The organism is Nocardia rhamnosiphila NBRC 108938, assembly GCF_000720425.1.
GTDB classification, from domain to species: Bacteria; Actinomycetota; Actinomycetes; order Mycobacteriales; family Mycobacteriaceae; genus Nocardia; species Nocardia rhamnosiphila.
Window position 1 is genome coordinate 26,135 of record NZ_JOAJ01000013.1, and the last position, 16,613, is coordinate 42,747.

General features: G+C 67.5%; 14 protein-coding genes and 1 pseudogene. 9 read left to right on the forward strand and 6 right to left on the reverse strand.

Annotated elements, in window-relative coordinates:
• Positions 1-21 precede the first annotated feature (21 nt).
• From tuf to IG75_RS39450, 4 genes and pseudogenes are all read left to right on the forward strand, one after another.
• On the forward strand, positions 22-1,212 hold the full coding sequence (tuf, locus tag IG75_RS0132905; RefSeq protein ID WP_030525250.1) for an elongation factor Tu: 1,191 nt from the start codon (positions 22-24) through the stop codon (positions 1,210-1,212).
• A 130-nt stretch (positions 1,213-1,342) separates the two neighbouring features.
• The gene (locus tag IG75_RS0132910; protein WP_030525251.1) at positions 1,343-1,606 is read left to right on the forward strand and encodes a type II toxin-antitoxin system Phd/YefM family antitoxin; all 264 of its coding nucleotides are present in this window, start codon (positions 1,343-1,345) and stop codon (positions 1,604-1,606) included.
• Entirely contained in the window at positions 1,591-1,989 is a 399-nt protein-coding gene (locus tag IG75_RS0132915; RefSeq protein WP_030525252.1) for a PIN domain-containing protein, read from the forward strand. Before IG75_RS0132910 ends, IG75_RS0132915 begins: the two co-directional genes overlap by 16 nt.
• A gap of 17 nt (positions 1,990-2,006) precedes the next feature.
• Positions 2,007-2,102 (forward strand): annotated as a pseudogene (locus tag IG75_RS39450) (EF-Tu C-terminal domain-related protein); the annotation flags it as partial.
• 74 nt (positions 2,103-2,176) lie between these two features.
• Here IG75_RS39450 and IG75_RS0132920 read toward each other — a convergent pair.
• From IG75_RS0132920 to IG75_RS0132930, 3 genes are all read right to left on the reverse strand, one after another.
• Complete coding sequence (locus IG75_RS0132920; protein WP_030525253.1) at positions 2,177-3,076, reverse strand: formylglycine-generating enzyme family protein; 900 nt, start codon at positions 3,074-3,076, stop codon at positions 2,177-2,179.
• A gap of 47 nt (positions 3,077-3,123) precedes the next feature.
• The gene (locus IG75_RS0132925; RefSeq protein ID WP_030525254.1) at positions 3,124-5,475 is read right to left on the reverse strand and encodes an arylsulfatase; all 2,352 of its coding nucleotides are present in this window, start codon (positions 5,473-5,475) and stop codon (positions 3,124-3,126) included.
• A 240-nt stretch (positions 5,476-5,715) separates the two neighbouring features.
• A complete protein-coding gene (locus IG75_RS0132930; RefSeq protein ID WP_030525255.1) occupies positions 5,716-6,960 on the reverse strand; it encodes an FAD-dependent oxidoreductase in 1,245 nt (414 codons plus the stop codon).
• 90 nt (positions 6,961-7,050) lie between these two features.
• On the opposite strand from IG75_RS0132930, the gene IG75_RS0132935 reads away from it, so the two are divergent.
• From IG75_RS0132935 to IG75_RS38685, 3 genes are all read left to right on the forward strand, one after another.
• The gene (locus IG75_RS0132935; RefSeq protein WP_030525256.1) at positions 7,051-8,064 is read left to right on the forward strand and encodes a helix-turn-helix transcriptional regulator; all 1,014 of its coding nucleotides are present in this window, start codon (positions 7,051-7,053) and stop codon (positions 8,062-8,064) included.
• Positions 8,065-8,424: 360 nt separating this feature from the next.
• Entirely contained in the window at positions 8,425-9,381 is a 957-nt protein-coding gene (locus IG75_RS0132940; protein WP_030525257.1) for a zeta toxin family protein, read from the forward strand.
• Between the two features lie 54 nt (positions 9,382-9,435).
• The gene (locus IG75_RS38685) at positions 9,436-10,236 is read left to right on the forward strand and encodes a zeta toxin family protein (protein ID WP_081877313.1); all 801 of its coding nucleotides are present in this window, start codon (positions 9,436-9,438) and stop codon (positions 10,234-10,236) included.
• A 142-nt stretch (positions 10,237-10,378) separates the two neighbouring features.
• Here the strand turns inward: IG75_RS38685 and IG75_RS36800 are convergent, their stop codons facing one another.
• Together IG75_RS36800 and IG75_RS0132955 are read right to left on the reverse strand one after the other, a co-directional pair.
• Entirely contained in the window at positions 10,379-12,481 is a 2,103-nt protein-coding gene (locus IG75_RS36800; RefSeq protein WP_036515815.1) for a hypothetical protein, read from the reverse strand.
• Positions 12,482-12,802: 321 nt separating this feature from the next.
• Positions 12,803-13,159 carry an SPW repeat domain-containing protein gene (locus IG75_RS0132955; protein ID WP_030525259.1) on the reverse strand — a complete coding sequence of 119 codons (357 nt, stop codon included), beginning with the start codon at positions 13,157-13,159 and terminating at the stop codon, positions 12,803-12,805.
• Positions 13,160-13,471: 312 nt separating this feature from the next.
• Between IG75_RS0132955 and IG75_RS0132960 the strand changes: the two genes are divergently transcribed.
• Positions 13,472-14,671, forward strand: coding sequence for an NAD(P)/FAD-dependent oxidoreductase (locus IG75_RS0132960; RefSeq protein WP_030525260.1), 1,200 nt, complete (start codon positions 13,472-13,474; stop codon positions 14,669-14,671).
• A 9-nt stretch (positions 14,672-14,680) separates the two neighbouring features.
• The gene (locus IG75_RS0132965) at positions 14,681-15,439 is read left to right on the forward strand and encodes a glutamate racemase (RefSeq protein WP_030525261.1); all 759 of its coding nucleotides are present in this window, start codon (positions 14,681-14,683) and stop codon (positions 15,437-15,439) included.
• 149 nt (positions 15,440-15,588) lie between these two features.
• Here IG75_RS0132965 and IG75_RS0132970 read toward each other — a convergent pair whose 3' ends face one another.
• Positions 15,589-16,470 (reverse strand): LysR family transcriptional regulator, encoded by an 882-nt coding sequence (locus tag IG75_RS0132970; protein ID WP_030525262.1) that lies wholly within the window; start codon positions 16,468-16,470, stop codon positions 15,589-15,591.
• Positions 16,471-16,613: the final 143 nt, after the last annotated feature.

The window sequence follows — 16,613 nt, forward strand, 5'->3', positions numbered from 1 at the left end:
CAAGTCCAGGAGGACCACACAGTGGCGAAGGCGAAGTTCGAGCGGACAAAGCCGCACGTCAACATCGGCACCATCGGTCACGTCGACCACGGCAAGACCACGCTGACCGCAGCGATCACCAAGGTGCTGGCGGAGAAGTACCCGGATCTGAACGAGAGCTTTGCCTTCGATCAGATCGACAAGGCGCCGGAGGAGAAGGCTCGTGGTATCACGATCAATATCTCCCACGTCGAGTACCAGACCGAGAAGCGCCACTACGCCCACGTCGACGCCCCGGGTCACGCCGACTACATCAAGAACATGATCACCGGTGCGGCGCAGATGGACGGCGCCATCCTGGTGGTCGCGGCCACCGACGGCCCGATGCCGCAGACCCGTGAGCACGTGCTGCTCGCCCGTCAGGTCGGCGTGCCCTACATCCTGGTCGCGCTGAACAAGTCGGACATGGTCGACGACGAAGAAATCCTCGAGCTCGTCGAGATGGAGGTCCGCGAGCTGCTGGCTTCGCAGGAGTTCGACGAGGACGCCCCCGTCGTGCGCGTTTCCGGCCTGAAGGCGCTGGAAGGCGACGAGAAGTGGAGCGAATCCATCATCGAGCTGATGAACGCGGTCGACGAGTCCATCCCGGACCCGGTGCGTGAGACCGACAAGCCGTTCCTGATGCCGATCGAGGACGTCTTCACCATCACCGGTCGTGGCACCGTCGTCACCGGTCGTGTGGAGCGCGGTGTGGTCAACCTCAACGAGGAAGTCGAGATCGTCGGCATCCGCCCGGAGAAGACCAAGACCACCATCACCGGTATCGAAATGTTCCGCAAGATGCTGGACACCGCGCAGGCCGGTGACAACGCGGGTCTGCTGATCCGTGGCATCAAGCGCGAGGACGTGGAGCGCGGCCAGGTCGTCATCAAGCCGGGCACCACCACCCCGCACACCGAGTTCGAGGGTCAGGCCTACATCCTGTCGAAGGACGAGGGTGGCCGCCACACCCCGTTCTTCAACAACTACCGTCCGCAGTTCTACTTCCGTACGACTGACGTGACGGGCGTTGTGACCCTGCCCGAGGGCACCGAAATGGTTATGCCCGGCGACAACACCGAGATGCTGGTGAAGCTGATCCAGCCGGTCGCCATGGACGAGGGTCTGCGCTTCGCGATCCGCGAGGGTGGCCGCACCGTCGGCGCCGGTCGCGTCACGAAGATCATCAAGTGATTCACTGAATCGCTGCGAACGGCGTCGCTCCGAAAGGAGCGGCGCCGTTCTCGTTTCGGCACGGCCGGATGCACGATACGGACCAGGCTCGGAAGTAGCCCGACTCGTGCAATTCAGATAATCTGAATTCATGGTGACAATGTCCGCAGCCGAGGCGTCACGCAACTTCTCCGCCGTGCTCAGCCGTGCCGAGCACGGTGAGACGATTCGTATCGTCCGGCACGGGCGAGTCGTGGCGACCGTGACGCCGCCCGCGACGAGTACGGGCCGTTCGTTGCGGCTCGCGTTGGAGGAATCCGACGTACCACCGTTCGACGACGACTACGCCTCCGATATCGCGGCGGGGCTTGCCATGGTGTCCGACGATATGGAGGACCCGTGGGCAGGCGCTTGATTCTCGACACGGGTGTTCTGATCGCCTACGAGCGCGGAACGATCGACCGTACGGCCTACGACGACGACGATCTCGCGATAGCCGCAGTGACCGTCGCGGAGTTCCGGGTCGGGATCGAACTGGCCGACACCGCCGAGCGAGCGGCGCGACGTTCCCGTCGACTCGCCTTGCTGCTGGCCGACCTCGATATCCTCGAGTACAGCGACGCCACAGCCACACGCCACGCCCAGCTCCTGGCACAGGTGCGCCGATCGGGTAGACCCCGCGGCGCACACGATCTGATCATCGCCGCGCATGCTGCGGAAACCGGTCGTGCCGTCGTTTCCCTCGATACGAAGGCGAAGTTCGGTGATCTCGACGGCGTCACAGCGATAACGCCGTGATGCCGGCGCTGGCGTGAGTCGAGTTCGACGATCCGGTCGCCATGGACGACGGTCTGCGCTTCGCGATCCGCGAGGGTGGCCGCACCGTCGGCGCCGGTCGCGTCACGAAGATCTCGAGTGATTCACTGAATCGCTGCGAACGGCGTCGCTCCGAAAGGAGCGGCGCCGTTTCTCGTTCGAACGCCGGTCACAGTTCCCGTACCACGCACCGGAAACCGAGATGGCAGGTAGCGGTGTCCTCGGTTTGTCCCTGCCGGGCGGCGGGCCGGTAGCGCAGACAGTAGTTCGCGGAGCACAGGTAGGAGCCGCCCTTTACGACGTACCGGGGAAACCGCTGCGCGGCCGCTGGATCGGGGTGGTCGACGGAGGGATTGCGCGGCGCGCAGCAGGACGGCCGGGGGTGGGCGTCCCGGTAGCGGTCGCTGGTCCACTCCCAGACATTGCCGGCCATATCGGACAGGCCGTATCCGTTGGGAGCGTAGGTGCCGACCGGGGTGGTGGCGGGAACAGGTTTCTGCCCGCGGCCGGGATGGAACTGCCACGGGAATTCGCCGGCCCAGATATTGGCCATGCGCCGGCCGGTGGGTTCCGGTTCGTCACCCCAGACATAGGCGGCCGACTCCAGGCCGCCGCGGGCCGCGTACTCCCATTCGGCTTCCGTCGGCAACTGTTTACCCGCCCAGGCCGCGTATGCCGCGGCATCGGTGTACGCGACCTGGGTCACGGGGTGCCGGTCGAGACCTTCCAGCGTGCTCCCGGATCCCCGCGGATGGCGCCAACTCGCGCCGGGAACATAGCGCCACCAGCGCTGCCAGTCGTCCAGCGGCACCGGTCGCGAGGTGGACCGGAAGACCAGTGCCCCGGCGACCAGGCTTCCGGGGTCCGCCTCCGGATAGTCCTCGGCCGCCGGGTCGGTTTCCGCGACGGTCACGTACCCGGTCTGCTTGACGAAACGCCGGAATGCGGCGTTGGTCACCGGGTGCGCGTCGATCCAGAAGGGGTCCACCCGCACCCGATGCACGGGCCGCTCCTCCGGGAAGAAATCCGCGGACCCCATTGTGAATTCACCGCCGGGAATACGGAGCATCCCGTGGCGGATCCCGGCGCCGGGCACAATGGCCGGATCGTTGATCCTCAATCGCGTGAGAACGCCGACGCCGCCGCCATTTCCAGGTCCTGGTACGGCTTTCCGCTCACATCCTCGAGAACCTTGTGCACGATGCCCCCGGTGAACGGGAACGGAGCCCGATAACGCGTGGTCACCGACCGGCCGCCGTCCCGCCCGACGCGGACCCCCTCCCCGACACCGGAGAATACGGTGGGCTGAATGCGCATATCGGCGAACGAGCCCACCGGCTCCTCATCGATATAGAGAACGGCCTCGCCGGTGGGGGTGAAATTGTCCGAGCGCGTTCCGCGCCGTTCGTAGCGAACTCCGAGAATGTGCTCACCGGTCGGTACCGGACGATCGGAGACCATGACCTGATCTTCTTCGCCGAGAAAGTTGTAGAGATAGTGAAGGGTTCCGTTCTCCAGGTACAAAGTGTGTCCGCCGAGCCGGCCGCCGTGGGCGAACAGCACACCCTCGGCTGCCGTGCTGGTGATCGTGGTCTCCGCGAGCAACGCGAACGACCGGCCACTGATCTCCAGGGCCGCCCCGGGCCCCACCTCTGCCGTGCCGGGGTAGTAGACCGCCTGATCCCGTGCCTTGCCGTAGGTGGGCCGGTCACGCGTCATCATGGATACGACGTCGAGGTCGTTGAGCGGCATACCGTTGTATTTCTCCGCTTCGGCGAACCACAGCGCTTTCAGCTCCGCGAGCTTCTCGGGATGCTCGTCGGCGAGATCGTGCAGCTGGCCGCGATCGTTTTCGAGATGGAACAGCTCCCAGCGGTCGGTATCGAATTTCCCCCAGCCGGACGGGCACGCGGCGTGCACGGTATCGGCGAACCAGCCACGATGCCAGATTCCACGCGTGCCCAGCATCGAATAGAACTGCGTGTGCTTGCCGGTGTCGGCGTCCGGGTCGTCGAGCAGAGCCCGGAAGCTCACGCCTTCGAGGGGGCGCTGCGGCACGTTGCGGACCGTTTCCGGCGGGGTGATGCCGAGTAGCTCGAACACCGTCGGCGTGATGTCGCAGACGTTGAGGTACTGGTGACGTAGTTCGCCCCGGGCCGATATTCCGGCCGGCCACGACACCAGGCACGGGTCGGCGATACCGCCCTCGTGTGAGGCGTAGCGCTTGTACAGCTTGTACGGGGTGTTGAACGCCATCGCCCAGCCGATGCTGTAGTGGTTGTAGGTCGTCGGCGAGCCGAGTTCGTCGAGGCGGGACAGGCTGTCGTCGGTGGTGTCGATATAGCCGTTGAAGAACTTCATCTCGTTGGCCGAACCGTTCGGACCGCCCTCGCCGCTGGCCCCGTTGTCCGACAGGACGACGATGATCGTGTTGTCCAGCTGGCCGCTTTCGTCGAGATAGTCCAGCAACCGGCCGATCTGATCATCGGTGTAGGAGAGATAGCCGGCGAACACCTCGGCCTGCCTCCGGAACAACCGCTTCTCGTCCTCCGACAGCGAATCCCACGGTCGCACCGTGTCCAACGCCGGCCACGGCAGGCCGTCCGCGCTCGTCGCGGTCGAGTACGGATTCATGGGCGACAGCTCGGTGTCCTCCGGTACCAGCCCCATACGCTTCTGGTTGTCCAGGACCGATTCGCGGTATTTCTCGTAACCCATATCGAAGCGTCCGCGGTATCGGTCGGCCCATTCCGGAGACACATGGTGTGGGGCATGTCCGCAGCCGGGGCTCAGATAGAGGAACCACGGCTTGGCGGGGGCGATCACCTTCGAATCGCGGATGAACTCGATGGATCTGTCCGCAAGGTCCCTGGAGAGGTGATAACCGTCCTCCGGGGCGTAGGGCGGAGAGACCGGGTGGTTGTCGTAGACCAGGTTCGGATACCACTGGTCGGCTTCGCCGCCGAGGAAGCCGTAGAACCTCTCGAACCCGCGCCCCAGCGGCCAATTCCGTTTCGAGGCGGCGAGATTTTCTTCCTCCAGCGGAGTCATATGCCATTTGCCGACCGCATAGGTGTTCCAGCCCTGTTCGGACAGGACTTCCGAGCACAGCGCGGTCTCCGCCGGAATCCGGCCGGACATACTGGGAAATCCGTCGGTGAATTCCTCGATGGTCGCCATACCCACCGAGGTGGCGTTCCGCCCGGTGAGCAGCGAGGCACGGCTCGGCGAGCACAACGCGGTCGTGTGGAATTGCGTGAACTGGATTCCGCGGTCGGCGATACGGCGCATATTCGGCATCTCGACCAGACCGCCGTAGCAGTCCCAGGTCCCGATGCCGATATCGTCCCACACCAGGTAGAGCACATTGGGTGCGTTCGGCGGCGCGGTGGGCTCGACATACGGCGCCCAGTCCGCGACCGAATCACGGATATCGAGTGCGATACGTCCTCGGAACTGCTCGGACACGACCACCTCCAAGACGGTGATGGGTCAACAGGGCATATCACCGAGGTCCCATGGCCGGGAGCGGACGGGTGATTGCATCGAAAGCAGGAACTGCGGCGCTGTCGTCGACTGCGGGTGGGCCTGCGTAAGCCTATCGGTCTCCAGACCTTCGCTCCGGAGGCGGAGCCGAACAGTAGCCCGATCCCGGCCGAACCGTGACCGGACCACAGCGAGCCCGGCTCGCGCCGCCGGACGGTCGGTTCAGTGTCTGCGCGCGAGCATGGTGGCGGCGGCCAGTATCGGGGTCGCCGTCGCGGTGACCGTGGCCCCGAGCGGGGTATCGGTGGCTCGAATCCAGCGGACGGTCCGCATGGCCGCGGTGAGGGTTTCACTTCCCCGTATCCGCATCTCCCCCTCGAACCGGCTCACGGCGACGGGCAGCGTGGTCGTACCGGAAGCGACCGCGCGCAGGTTCGCGAGCAGACTCGCGGCGTCGCGGATGGCGGCCCCGGCGCCCATACCGGCGGTGGGCGGGGTGGCGTGGACGGCGTCGCCGAGAGCCGTGACAGGGCCGGCGGCCCACGGCGCCAGATCCTGGGCCCGGGTCGATGCCGCGTTGAAGCGGAAGGCGGCGATACTGCCGGGCTCGGCTCGTTCGACGACCTCGAGCGCGCGCCGGCTCCAGCCGCCGCGACCGAAAGCGGCGAGCAGCGCGGACCGGAGCGCGGTGCCGCGGAGCGTGCGCATCGCCTCGGTCGCGGTGGACTCGGGAAACATCGCGCCCCAGATATAGGTCGGTCCGGTGGTGACCGCTTCCCGGCCCTCGGGCGCGTCGAGCACGGCGTTGCCCACCGGGTCGAGGAAACCGATATACAGCGCCGTGGCGTGCGGGCCGATCGCCATACCCGAGCGCGATCCGAGCCGCTGCCGCTCGGATATGCCGAGGTGTTCTGCGCCGGTCCGGCCGGAGAAACCGATTATCCCGGTGGGTTCGCTGGTGGGCCCGCCCGCCAGATATCGGGCGACCGTTGAGTGGGCGCCGTCCGCGCCTACCAGCAGATCACCCCGGCACGCGGGTCCGTCGGCGAATACAGCCGCGGGTTCGCCGTCCGCGGCGCGGGCGATCGCGGTGACCGTCCGGCCCAGCCGCAGGTCGGGTCCGACCGCGTCGGCCAGCACGGTCCGCAGGGTGATGCGGTCGATATCGACGCTCGGGCTGTCACCGAGCAGCGGCCCGTACGTCAGGAGGCGCCCGCGCCGGTCCCAGAGCGCGTCCCGGTCGCGCAGCCGCAACGCCGACGCCGATCGCAAGAGCCGCTCGAAGATCTCCGGTGCGACGAGTTCCCGGAGCGCCGCCTGCGCGCGGCCGTCGAGTGTGATGTGGTAGCCCCCGGTCTCCGCGACGTCGTGATCGCGATCGAAGACCGATACCTCGAAGTTGTGCCGGCGTAGTCCGGCGGCCAGCGCCAGGCCGCCGATTCCGCCTCCGACGATGATGATGCGCATTGTGTTCCGGCTCCTCGAGCTGATGTCGGACGATTTCCGGCCCGACACTGCCATCGGTAGTGGCCGTCGAATGTCCACTACTTTGAAGCGGTGGCCGATACCTCCCGGCGCGCACTGCGCCTGCTGTCGCTGCTCGCCACTCGACGGAGCTGGTCGCTCGGTGCCCTCGCCGCCCGGCTGGAGGTCAGCGAGCGAACCGTGCGGCGGGATATCGAAACATTGCGCTCGCTCGACTATCCGGTCGTCACGCTCCGCGGGCCGGCCGGCGGTTATCGGCTCGGGGCGGGCCACACACTGCCCCCGCTGCAATTCGACGAGGACCAAGCGCTCGCGGTCGCGGTAGCGCTACAGACCGCCCCGACCACGGTGTCCGGCCTCGCCGCCGACACCGAACGGGCCTTGGAGGCACTCGAACAGGTCATGCCCGTCAGGCTGCGCGCGGCCGTGGAAGCATTGCGGCTGACGAGTTTGCAGAACTACTGGGAGTTTCCGGCGCCACCCATCGAGGCATCGGTGTTGCAGGCCGCGGGCAGTGCCGTACGCCGTCACGAGATGCTCATCGTCGAAACCCTCGGGCCCGACGGCACCCGCCCCGACCCCGGTACCGCCGAGTTCGCGCCGGCCCGGCGCATCGAACCCCACCACCTGGTGGTCTGGGCAGGCCGGTGGTACCTGGTCGGATACGACCACGCCGACGTCGGCTGGCGGGTGCACCGACTCGACCGCCTCCACCTGCACCCGCCCACGGGTATTCGGTTCACACCCCGCGAGCTGCCCGGCGGCGATCTCGCCGACCTGGTCATGAGTACCCACGACCGCGGGGACACTCCGGCCGCGTGGGAGTGCACCGGAAGCGCGCGGTTGAATCTGCCGGCGGAGACGGTCGCGCGCTGGGCGCCCGGCGGATCGGTGGTCGAGCACCTCGATGCCGCTCACTGCCGGCTCACGGTCGGTGCCTGGTCCTGGGCCGGTGTCGCGGGACTGCTCGCCACATTCGATACCGACCTCACCGACATCGAGCCTCCGGAACTGGTGGATGCCTGCCGTCGGCTGGGGCGACGGTGGCGGACCATCGCCGGTGACGCCGAACCGGCCCACTCGTGAACGCGGGGCGTCGACCGTAGGCACACGGACTCGACCATCTGTCTCTCTATTCGGCGACGGAATCGTGTTCGTACCCAGAACTTGCCGGGGTCGGCATCGATCCCTGGATCGTCGGCGATGGCGCTGATTCTTCCGGGGGCTCCAGCTGCTGTTCCGGCACCGGTGCGCGCCGCAAAGCACGTTTGATCTCTCGACCTGCCGATAGGATTGATCCATGTATCACGTGACGCCACCAGGCGCGACACCGGCGGTGTCGACGGGTGATGCGACGCGGCGGCGCAGATGAGCAAGCTCGTGAGTCTGCTCCCGGAGGCCCGGACTCGACTTCAGGATGCGATACTGACCGCTGGTGCTCGGATAATGCGCAACAACAAAGTAATCGCGGGCGCGGTGATGCAGGTACAACGGATCAAACACGCCGATACCTTCAACGGAAAAGTAGTTCCGGAAACACTACGGAACGCCCCGGACGGAAAACCCCTGCAATCGGTGGAACATCCGACCTTCGTGATGGTTTCGGCTCAGCCGGGGGCGGGCAAGACCACGGCGGTACACGGCATGCTGTCCTCGTTCGCCGATCAGGGCGGGGCGGCGCGGATAGCCGGGGATTCCTATCGGAAGTATCACCCCAGATACGAACAAATAGTGGCGGACAACGCCGTCACCACCGGGCGTCCATTTCTTCCGGACACCTTCGTGCTCCGCTCCATGGCATTGGATTATGCAATGAAGAAGCGTTTCAATATCGCCTACGAAAGCGCCGGCGGTATGAGTGCGCGTGGTGAGTTGGACACGGCAAGAAAGGCTATGGAGGACGGTTACCGGGGTGAATTCATCGGTATCGCCGTGCCCGACGAAGAGAGTAGCCTGTCCAGTATTATTCGCTGCGTCGATCAATGGTTCGAGACCGGTTCGGGTCGATACGTGGACCCTGTCGCGCAGAAAAAAGCTTCCGCAAGCGTATCGGATTTTATCCGAAGCCTGGAGTCGGACAACCCGACCGTTCCGGTGGACCAGATCACGATCCGCTCGCGAAGCGATGTGCTGTACACCAATGAGCGTCTGGACACGGGGCAATGGGTCAAGGACGACCCGGAGGGTGCATGGAGTGCCTTCGAGGCCGAACGTAACCGTCCCCCGTCGACCGAGGAGAAGATGGCCTTTACCGAACGGGTGGCCGAGACGCGCCACAAGCTCGAATCCGCGATCGACTCGACTCGTGCGGACCCGGCCAAGTCGACCCAATTGCAGTCGCTGCTGGATGATCTCGACCGGCTCGCCGAGCAATCCCGGCCGTGGCTGGCACGGACCGAATGATCGGATCTCGACAGAACCGCGTGGACCGCCGGGGTACGGAGAAGCGAAGGAAACATGATTCCCGAACACGACGAAAGTCTGTACTACGAATGCGCTGCGGAGATCGCCATCAGCCTGATGGCGCAGTGCAGTGCCGTACAGTCTATTGCCGAATATGTCGGAGACAGTGCCGTCCAGGGACAGATGAAGTATCTTCGCCGTGCTTATCTTGCCGAATTATCGCGGTTGGATCCGGGAGACGCCGCCTGTGTGCGACAGCAGATTCGCAGCTGGGGGTCCGTCCTCACCGGCAAGGTGGAAGCGCCTCGCCCTTATGGCGCGGAGCGCCGCCCTGCGGTGGACTACCGCCTGGAGCGCGACGAGCACGCGAGAATCTTCCGGGATTCGATAGCGGTGGAGATCTGTGGAAACAGTTCGGAGAGCGCGGCGCCGGCGGCCGTGATAGTTATGGGTGCACCGGGCGCCGGCAAAACCACTGTTCGGCAGCACCTCTTGGCCGAATGGAGCCGGGAACTCCCGATCGTGATCGATCCGGAGCTCTATCTGGCCTATCATCCGAACAGCTGGGACCTTGTACTCGCCGACGACGATGCGGCCCGTGAGGTCCTGATGGCCGATGCTCTGGGATGGGTAGCGATGGCACTCGATGTGGCCGTCACCGGCCGTCGCAACGTGCTGCTGGAGGTCGGTGCCGAATCGACCGACCCCGCAGCCGGATTTGCGAAAATGTTCCATGACAACGGTTATCGGGTGAGTATCGAATTCACCACCGCTCCGGAAGCGGAACGGCTCATGCATCTCGGCATGCGTTACCAGGCCCGCCACGGGAATTGGGGGGCGTTGGCCGTCGAGTGAAGTGGCGACGAGGTGGCCGATTGATCGACCGCGAGGATCACCGCCCGCCCGGCTCGCACTCGGCATGTCGTAATGGCCGTGCCACGCACATGCGGACGATGCCGCTGCGGAAACAGACAGCGGCATCGTCGAGAAAGTGATTTCAGGTTTCGCGGGCGGCCTGGAGCAGGGCGTTGGCGAACTTCACCATCTGAGCCGGGCCGCCGTACCAGGCGGTGACCGCGGAGAGGACCGCGGCTCGGGCCTCGCGTGCGGCGCGGGCCACCTCCGCGGCCGACACCTCGCCCGTCTCCGCCTGTCCGGCCAGGACTTCGAGATCATCGCTCGCGGTCAGCAAACGCATGATGAGGTGGATATCTATATCGGCGCCTTCCTCGCTGCGGCTGTGCCGGGATGCGGTGTCCTCCACCGGTGCCGGGTGCCGGGCCGCCGGCAGCGCCGGTACCGGTTCCGGTGCGGGGCCCGACAGCGCCGCCTCCGGACGGTCCGGCGCCGCGGACTTGGCGGCCTCGGCCTCGGCCGCCTCACGCGCCCGCCGGGAGCGGCGTGTTTCCAGCGGCGGCCGCGAATCGGCTTCCTCACCCGATTCCGGGGCCGGCTCGCCCGCGGTGTCGGGTACGAGGGTCAGCGGCGACAACGCAGCGGCGGTGGTTTCCGGTGCCTCCTCGGCCGGTTCGTCGGATCCGGAGTGCCGGGGATCCTCGGACTCCAGGATTCGGGTGAGCAATTCGGCCACCGGCGCGCCGGATTCGTCGCCGGGGTCGGTACCGTGCGCGGGTTCGGGCTCCAGCAGCCGGTCGAGGATCGGGGTGCCGTCCGGTGGGGCCAGCCGCGGCGGAGCGGTATGCGCACCGGTCTCGTCGGCCGGATCCGCTTCTTCGGGCTGTACCGCGATCCGCAGCGCGGGTTGCTGATCGCCATGGGCGCCCGGTTGTTCGTCGTCGGTGTTGTACCGGGCGGCGGACCGCGGCAACCGACGCGGCGCCGGCAGTTCGCGTTCGCTGTCCGCGGCCTCGGACGGGTCGCCGGTCTGCGCCGGTTCCGGCGGACTCACGGCGTTCGTCGAAAGCGCCTCGTGGGCGTTGGGCGCCACCGTGTTCGTCCCGTCGGCCGGGGCGGGGGCGTGCCGGGCCGCCGACCGCGGCAGGCGCCGGGCCGGCAGCGGCGGGGCGGCGGATTCCTCCTCGGCGCCCGGACCGGGGGCGGTGCGGCCGTGGGAGCTACGGGTGGGCAGTCCGCGCGACGGCAGCTCCGGCCGGGTGCCGGGATCGCCGTCGAGTGCGGTCTCGCGCTCCTCGCCCGGAGCCCCGGACAGCGGGTGCGGATCGGTGACCGCGACCGCGGGGTTCTCTTCCTGCCCGGGCGCATACTGGTCCTCGAACGGGTTGAACGCGTCGGCCGGTGCGCCGGATTCGGTGAGATCGAGTTTGCGGCGCCGGCCCCCGGTTTCCAGCGGGTGCGGTACCGGTTCGTCTCCGATCGAGCTGAGCCAGCTCGGCAGCGACCCGGTGTCCGCGGTTGGATCGCCGTAGTTGTCGGGTCGCTGCGGTGTCTCGGGCGGCAGCGGATAGGCGGACTCCAACGAGCCCGACGTGGGCAATTGAGTGGTCGGGACGGAGAACGAATCGGGCCGGCCGGCCGCGGGATCGGCGGACGGCGGCAACTCGGTCGCGTACGGCGATCCGGGCGCGGGGATACGTGCCGAGGAGGCGAGTGCGGCCGAGTGGTCGCCGGCCTGGCCGGGGCCCGGCGGCGAGATGCGCGGCAGCGCCCCGGGATCGGTTCGTCCGGGATCGCTCACGGGTCCGGCGCTGTGCCGGGTGGACAGCGCGGCGGTATCCGGTCCGTTGGGATCGTCGGGAGGTGCGGGGAACTGGGACGGGTCCGTGGGTGAGGTACTGAAGCGGGAATCCGGTTCCTGATTACCGGATGTCATGACGCCGACAGCGGCGGTGTCACCGATGACTCCGGGGGTGTTCCAGGCGGCGAACGGGTCCAATGCCGCCGATCCGCCGGTGCTGTGCTGGTTCTGCGCGGGAGTGGACGGTGGTGCGGGGGTCCACGTATAACCGTGATCCGGTACGGAATCGGATCGGTTCGTGGCGCCGTTCGTTCCATTCGCCGAATCGAATTGGTTCGATCCGAAGCCGGCGAAGCCCCTCGACTCGGAGTTCTCTTGCGCGCGGCCGTACTCCTCCTGGCGGCCGCGACGTTCGTCTCCGAGGCTGGCATTTTCGGCATCCATGGGCCCATTCTTACCCGCCGGGGTGGATTTCGTTCTAGTGTGCGAAGCCCATGAATGGTGCGTGAGCCGTCCGCGGTGATCAGTATTACATCCCGGTGGCGAGCGGCCGGCGCGCGGATCCGCGTCCGGGACATCCGGATACGCGGCTCTGACGTGCCCGGACGGCGGGATGTGCGGAAACCGGCGCGTAACGGTGCCTCGAAGGCCCGCTGCGCGCCGGGTCTGTCGGGTCCCCTCGAAATTTTCCCGGTGGTGTCGATGGCGCAAATGAGTCTGCCCGCCGGGCTCGGCCGGCGGGTAGCTCGTCGAGGTGGGTGCGGTTCAGTGGTGTGTCGCGGCCCCGTGCATCCGGCCGGCCACCGTCGGCAGCGCTGCCACGGCGACTACGACGGTGACGATTCCGACGACCCACGACGTCCACGACGCCCCGTTGTACCCGGTGTAGTTCATAGCCCACGGTGCGATGAACAGCAGTGCGCCGAACAGTGCCATTCCGTAGTCGGCCGCTGCCATCGCGGGCCGGTACATCTGGGCGAGTCCGGTGAGTGCGATGAGCGCTCCGAGCACGATCATCGTCCACACTGCCCGGTTGTTGGTCGCCACCCAGATCGGGGAGAGGGCGGTGAAGACACCGAGCACCACGGCCAGGAAATCCTGAGTCCGGCTTTCTGTGAACATAATGGCCTCCTGAGACTGGAAACAGGTCCGTAGAAAGGGCCTGACCTCGGTATAGCGTGTCCGGCCGCGACCGGTCGATATCGCAACGGACACGATTGCGCGGCGAAACGATGCGCAGCGGACGCGCTTCCGGCGCAGGGCCCGGCCGGCGGGGTACATCTCCGCGTGCGCTCCTCGGAGGCCTCCCTCATCGCCGCGGTCGTACGGATCGGGGATGGGCTTCGCCGAGCTGTGCTTGTTAGGGTGGGCTACACAATTTTCTGTAACCTGTTCCAGGCGCGGCGCCCGGGTGCCGCGGGGAGGGAGTTCGGTATGTCCGCACCGATCGTGATCGCCGGTGCCGGCCTGGCCGGATTGCGCACCGCCGAGGAGTTGCGCCGCGCGGGGTACGAGGGCGAGCTGGTACTGCTGGGCGACGAGCCGCGCGCGCCCTACGATCGTCCGCCGCTGTCCAAGCAGTTCGTCCGCGGTGAAACCACCGCGACGCCATTGCGTCCGGACGAGTTCTACGACGAGAAGCAGATCGACCTGCGCCTGGGTACGACCGCGACCGGCGTGGACACCGACGCCAAACAGGTGCGGCTGGCCGACGGCTCCACGATCGCCTACGAGCACCTGGTCGTCGCCACCGGGCTGCGGCCCCGGCTGCTGCCCGGCGCCGACGAGGTGACCGGCGTCCACGTACTGCGCAGCCATGACGACGCGGTCGCGATCCGGGAGGGGTTGCGCGACACCACCGCGGCCCTGGTGATCGGCGCCGGCTTCATCGGCTGTGAACTGGCCGCGAGCCTGCGCGCGCAGAACGTGCCCGTGGTGCTGGTGGAACCGCAGCCGGCCCCGCTGGCCGGGGTGCTGGGCGCGGAGCTCGGCGAACTGGTGGCCCGGTGGCATCGGGCCGAAGGTGTGGATCTGCGCTGTGGGGTCGGGGTGGCCGGACTGCTGGCCGATCCGGCGGGCCGGGTACGCGGCGCGCGGCTGGCCGACGGGTCCGAGGTGACCGCGGATCTGGTGGTGTCGGGTATCGGCTCGCGTCCGGTGACCGACTGGCTGGCCGGATCCGGGATCGAGCTGGCCGAACCGACTGCCGGTGGCGGAGTGTTCGCCGACGAGGCCGGGCGGACCAGTGTGCCCGGTGTCTGGGCAGTGGGCGATGTGGCGGCGTGGCGGACCCCTACGGGTGAACATCGCCGGATCGAGCACTGGACCAATGCCGGGGAACAGGCCAAGCTGCTGACGTGCGCTCTGCTGGGAGTGGCGGCGCCGGGTATCGCGCAGGTCCCGTACTTCTGGAGCGATCAGTACGACCTGAAGTTGCAGGCGCTCGGTACGCCGCGCGCGACCGACGATATCCGCATCCTCGCCGACGACGGCCGCAAGTTCCTCGCCTACTACTTCCGCGAGGGCCGGCTGTCCGGAGTGGTGGGCGCCGGGATGACCGGTCAGGTGATGAAGATGCGCGCCAAGATCGCCGCGGCTGCCCCGGTGGAGGAATTGCTCGGCGCGACTCAATAACCTGTGGGGGTGATCGTCGCGCTCATCGATTCGGGTTTCGGGTTGCTGCCCACCGCGGCGTGGCTGCGCAAGCTGCGTCCCGATGTGGACCTGCTGCTACAACTGGACCCCGAAGGGGCGCCCTGGGGCCCCAAACCACAGGACTGGATGATCGACCGGGTGGTCGCGGCCGGACGCACCGCGCGTGACCTGGGCGCCGAGGTGGTCGTGCTGCCGTGTAACACCGCCAGCGTGACCGCGCTCGAACACGTCCGGGCCGATCTGGGCGCCGCGATTCCGGTGGTGGGCACGGTCCCGGCGATCAAACCGGCCGCGGCGGCCTGCCGGTCGGTAGCCGTATGGGCGACCGCGGCCACTACTGCCAGCCCCTACCAGGCGGATCTGATCGCGCGGTTCGGTGGCGAGGCGAAGGTGACCGGGGTGGCCTGCCACGGACTCGCCGAAGCGGTGGACCGCGGTGATATGGCCGGGGTGCGCGCGGCGGTGGCGGACGCGGTGGCCCGGACGCCCGCCGATATCGAGGGTGTGGTGCTGGGCTGTACCCACTACCCGCTGATCGTGGACAGCATCCTCGCCGCGCTGCCCGACGGCGTCCGGCTGTTCGACAGCGCGCAGGCCGTCGCCGCGCAGACGGTGCGGCGGATGGAGGCACTGGGGGGCGCGACGACCGGCGACGGGACCGTACGGGTGTATTTGAGCGGCCGGCCCGGAGTGCTGCCGCCCGGTGCGGCCGCGTACGAGTCCGGTCGCATCCTGGGGGCCAGGTAGGCCGCCCTCACGGGCGTACAGGTGGTTCTTCGGCCGGGGAAGTAAAGGGCCGGCCTCCGCGCCGCGGTGCGAGCGGTCCGGGCCCGGCACACAGCCCTCCGAGCGGCCTCGCTGTGGACGAGCACGGAGCCGCTCCGTGCCGTGCCGTTTCAGTCGATGCCGAAGGAGCCCGCGATGGTGTCGGCGACCGCGGTGACGGTGCCGCGGGCCACCGGCTGGCGCACGATCCAGGTCTGCATGGTGATCGGCGGGTCGACCAGCCGCCGCCACACCCATCCGGGCAGCAAGCGGCCCGCGGTGGTGCGGCTCAGGATCGCCCCGCTCGCTCCCGTGGCATGCAGGCAGGCCCGCGCGTTCTCGGTGTAGTTGGCGAAATGCCATCGCGGTCTGATCCCGGCCTCGTGGGCCGCCGATACGAGCCGATCGTGGCCGATGGGGACCTGGTCACGAGCGTGCGCGAGAACGTCCATACCGTCGAGGGCACTCAGCGGGCAGATATCGCCGGTGAACTCGCCCTCGATTCGCGGATCGACGACGAACCCGAACGGTTCCTCGAGAACCCGGTGCCGGACCAGATCTCCCGAGGGCGGCTCATGCACAAATGCTATATCGAGCCGTCCGGCGCGCAGCTGCTGGAGTTGGACGGTGCTGGTCGCGTCGGTGAGCGAAAGGTATGCCTGGGGTACGGCCACCCGTACGGTGTCGATGATTTGCCCGAGCCAGGTGGGCGGTAGGCCGGGGGCCAGGCCGATCTGCACGATCTCGCGTACCGGGCCGGCCTCCCGGGCGGCGTCCTTTGCGGTGTCGGCGTAGCGGAGCAGGGTGAGGACATGCTGATAGAGGGCGGTTCCGGCGGGGGTCGGCACGATACCGGCAGGTACCCGGTCGAAGAGCGTCACGCCGCATTCGCGTTCGAGCTGCTGGACCTGACGGGTGAGGGCCGGTTGGGAGATCAGCAGTGCCTTCGCGGCCGCGGACAGCGAGCCGCGATCGAAGACTTCGACGAAATACCGTAGCTGTCGTAGCTCCATCGTTGCTCCCCATTTCGCATACCGAGCGGTATGCCATAACTTCAGGACATACCCGGGCCATCCAAGTGGCATTGGATCACGAGCCGTCCACGCGGTTGCATTGTGGTGGGCACCACAGCCGTCACGCATCGCGGGCGCCGGTG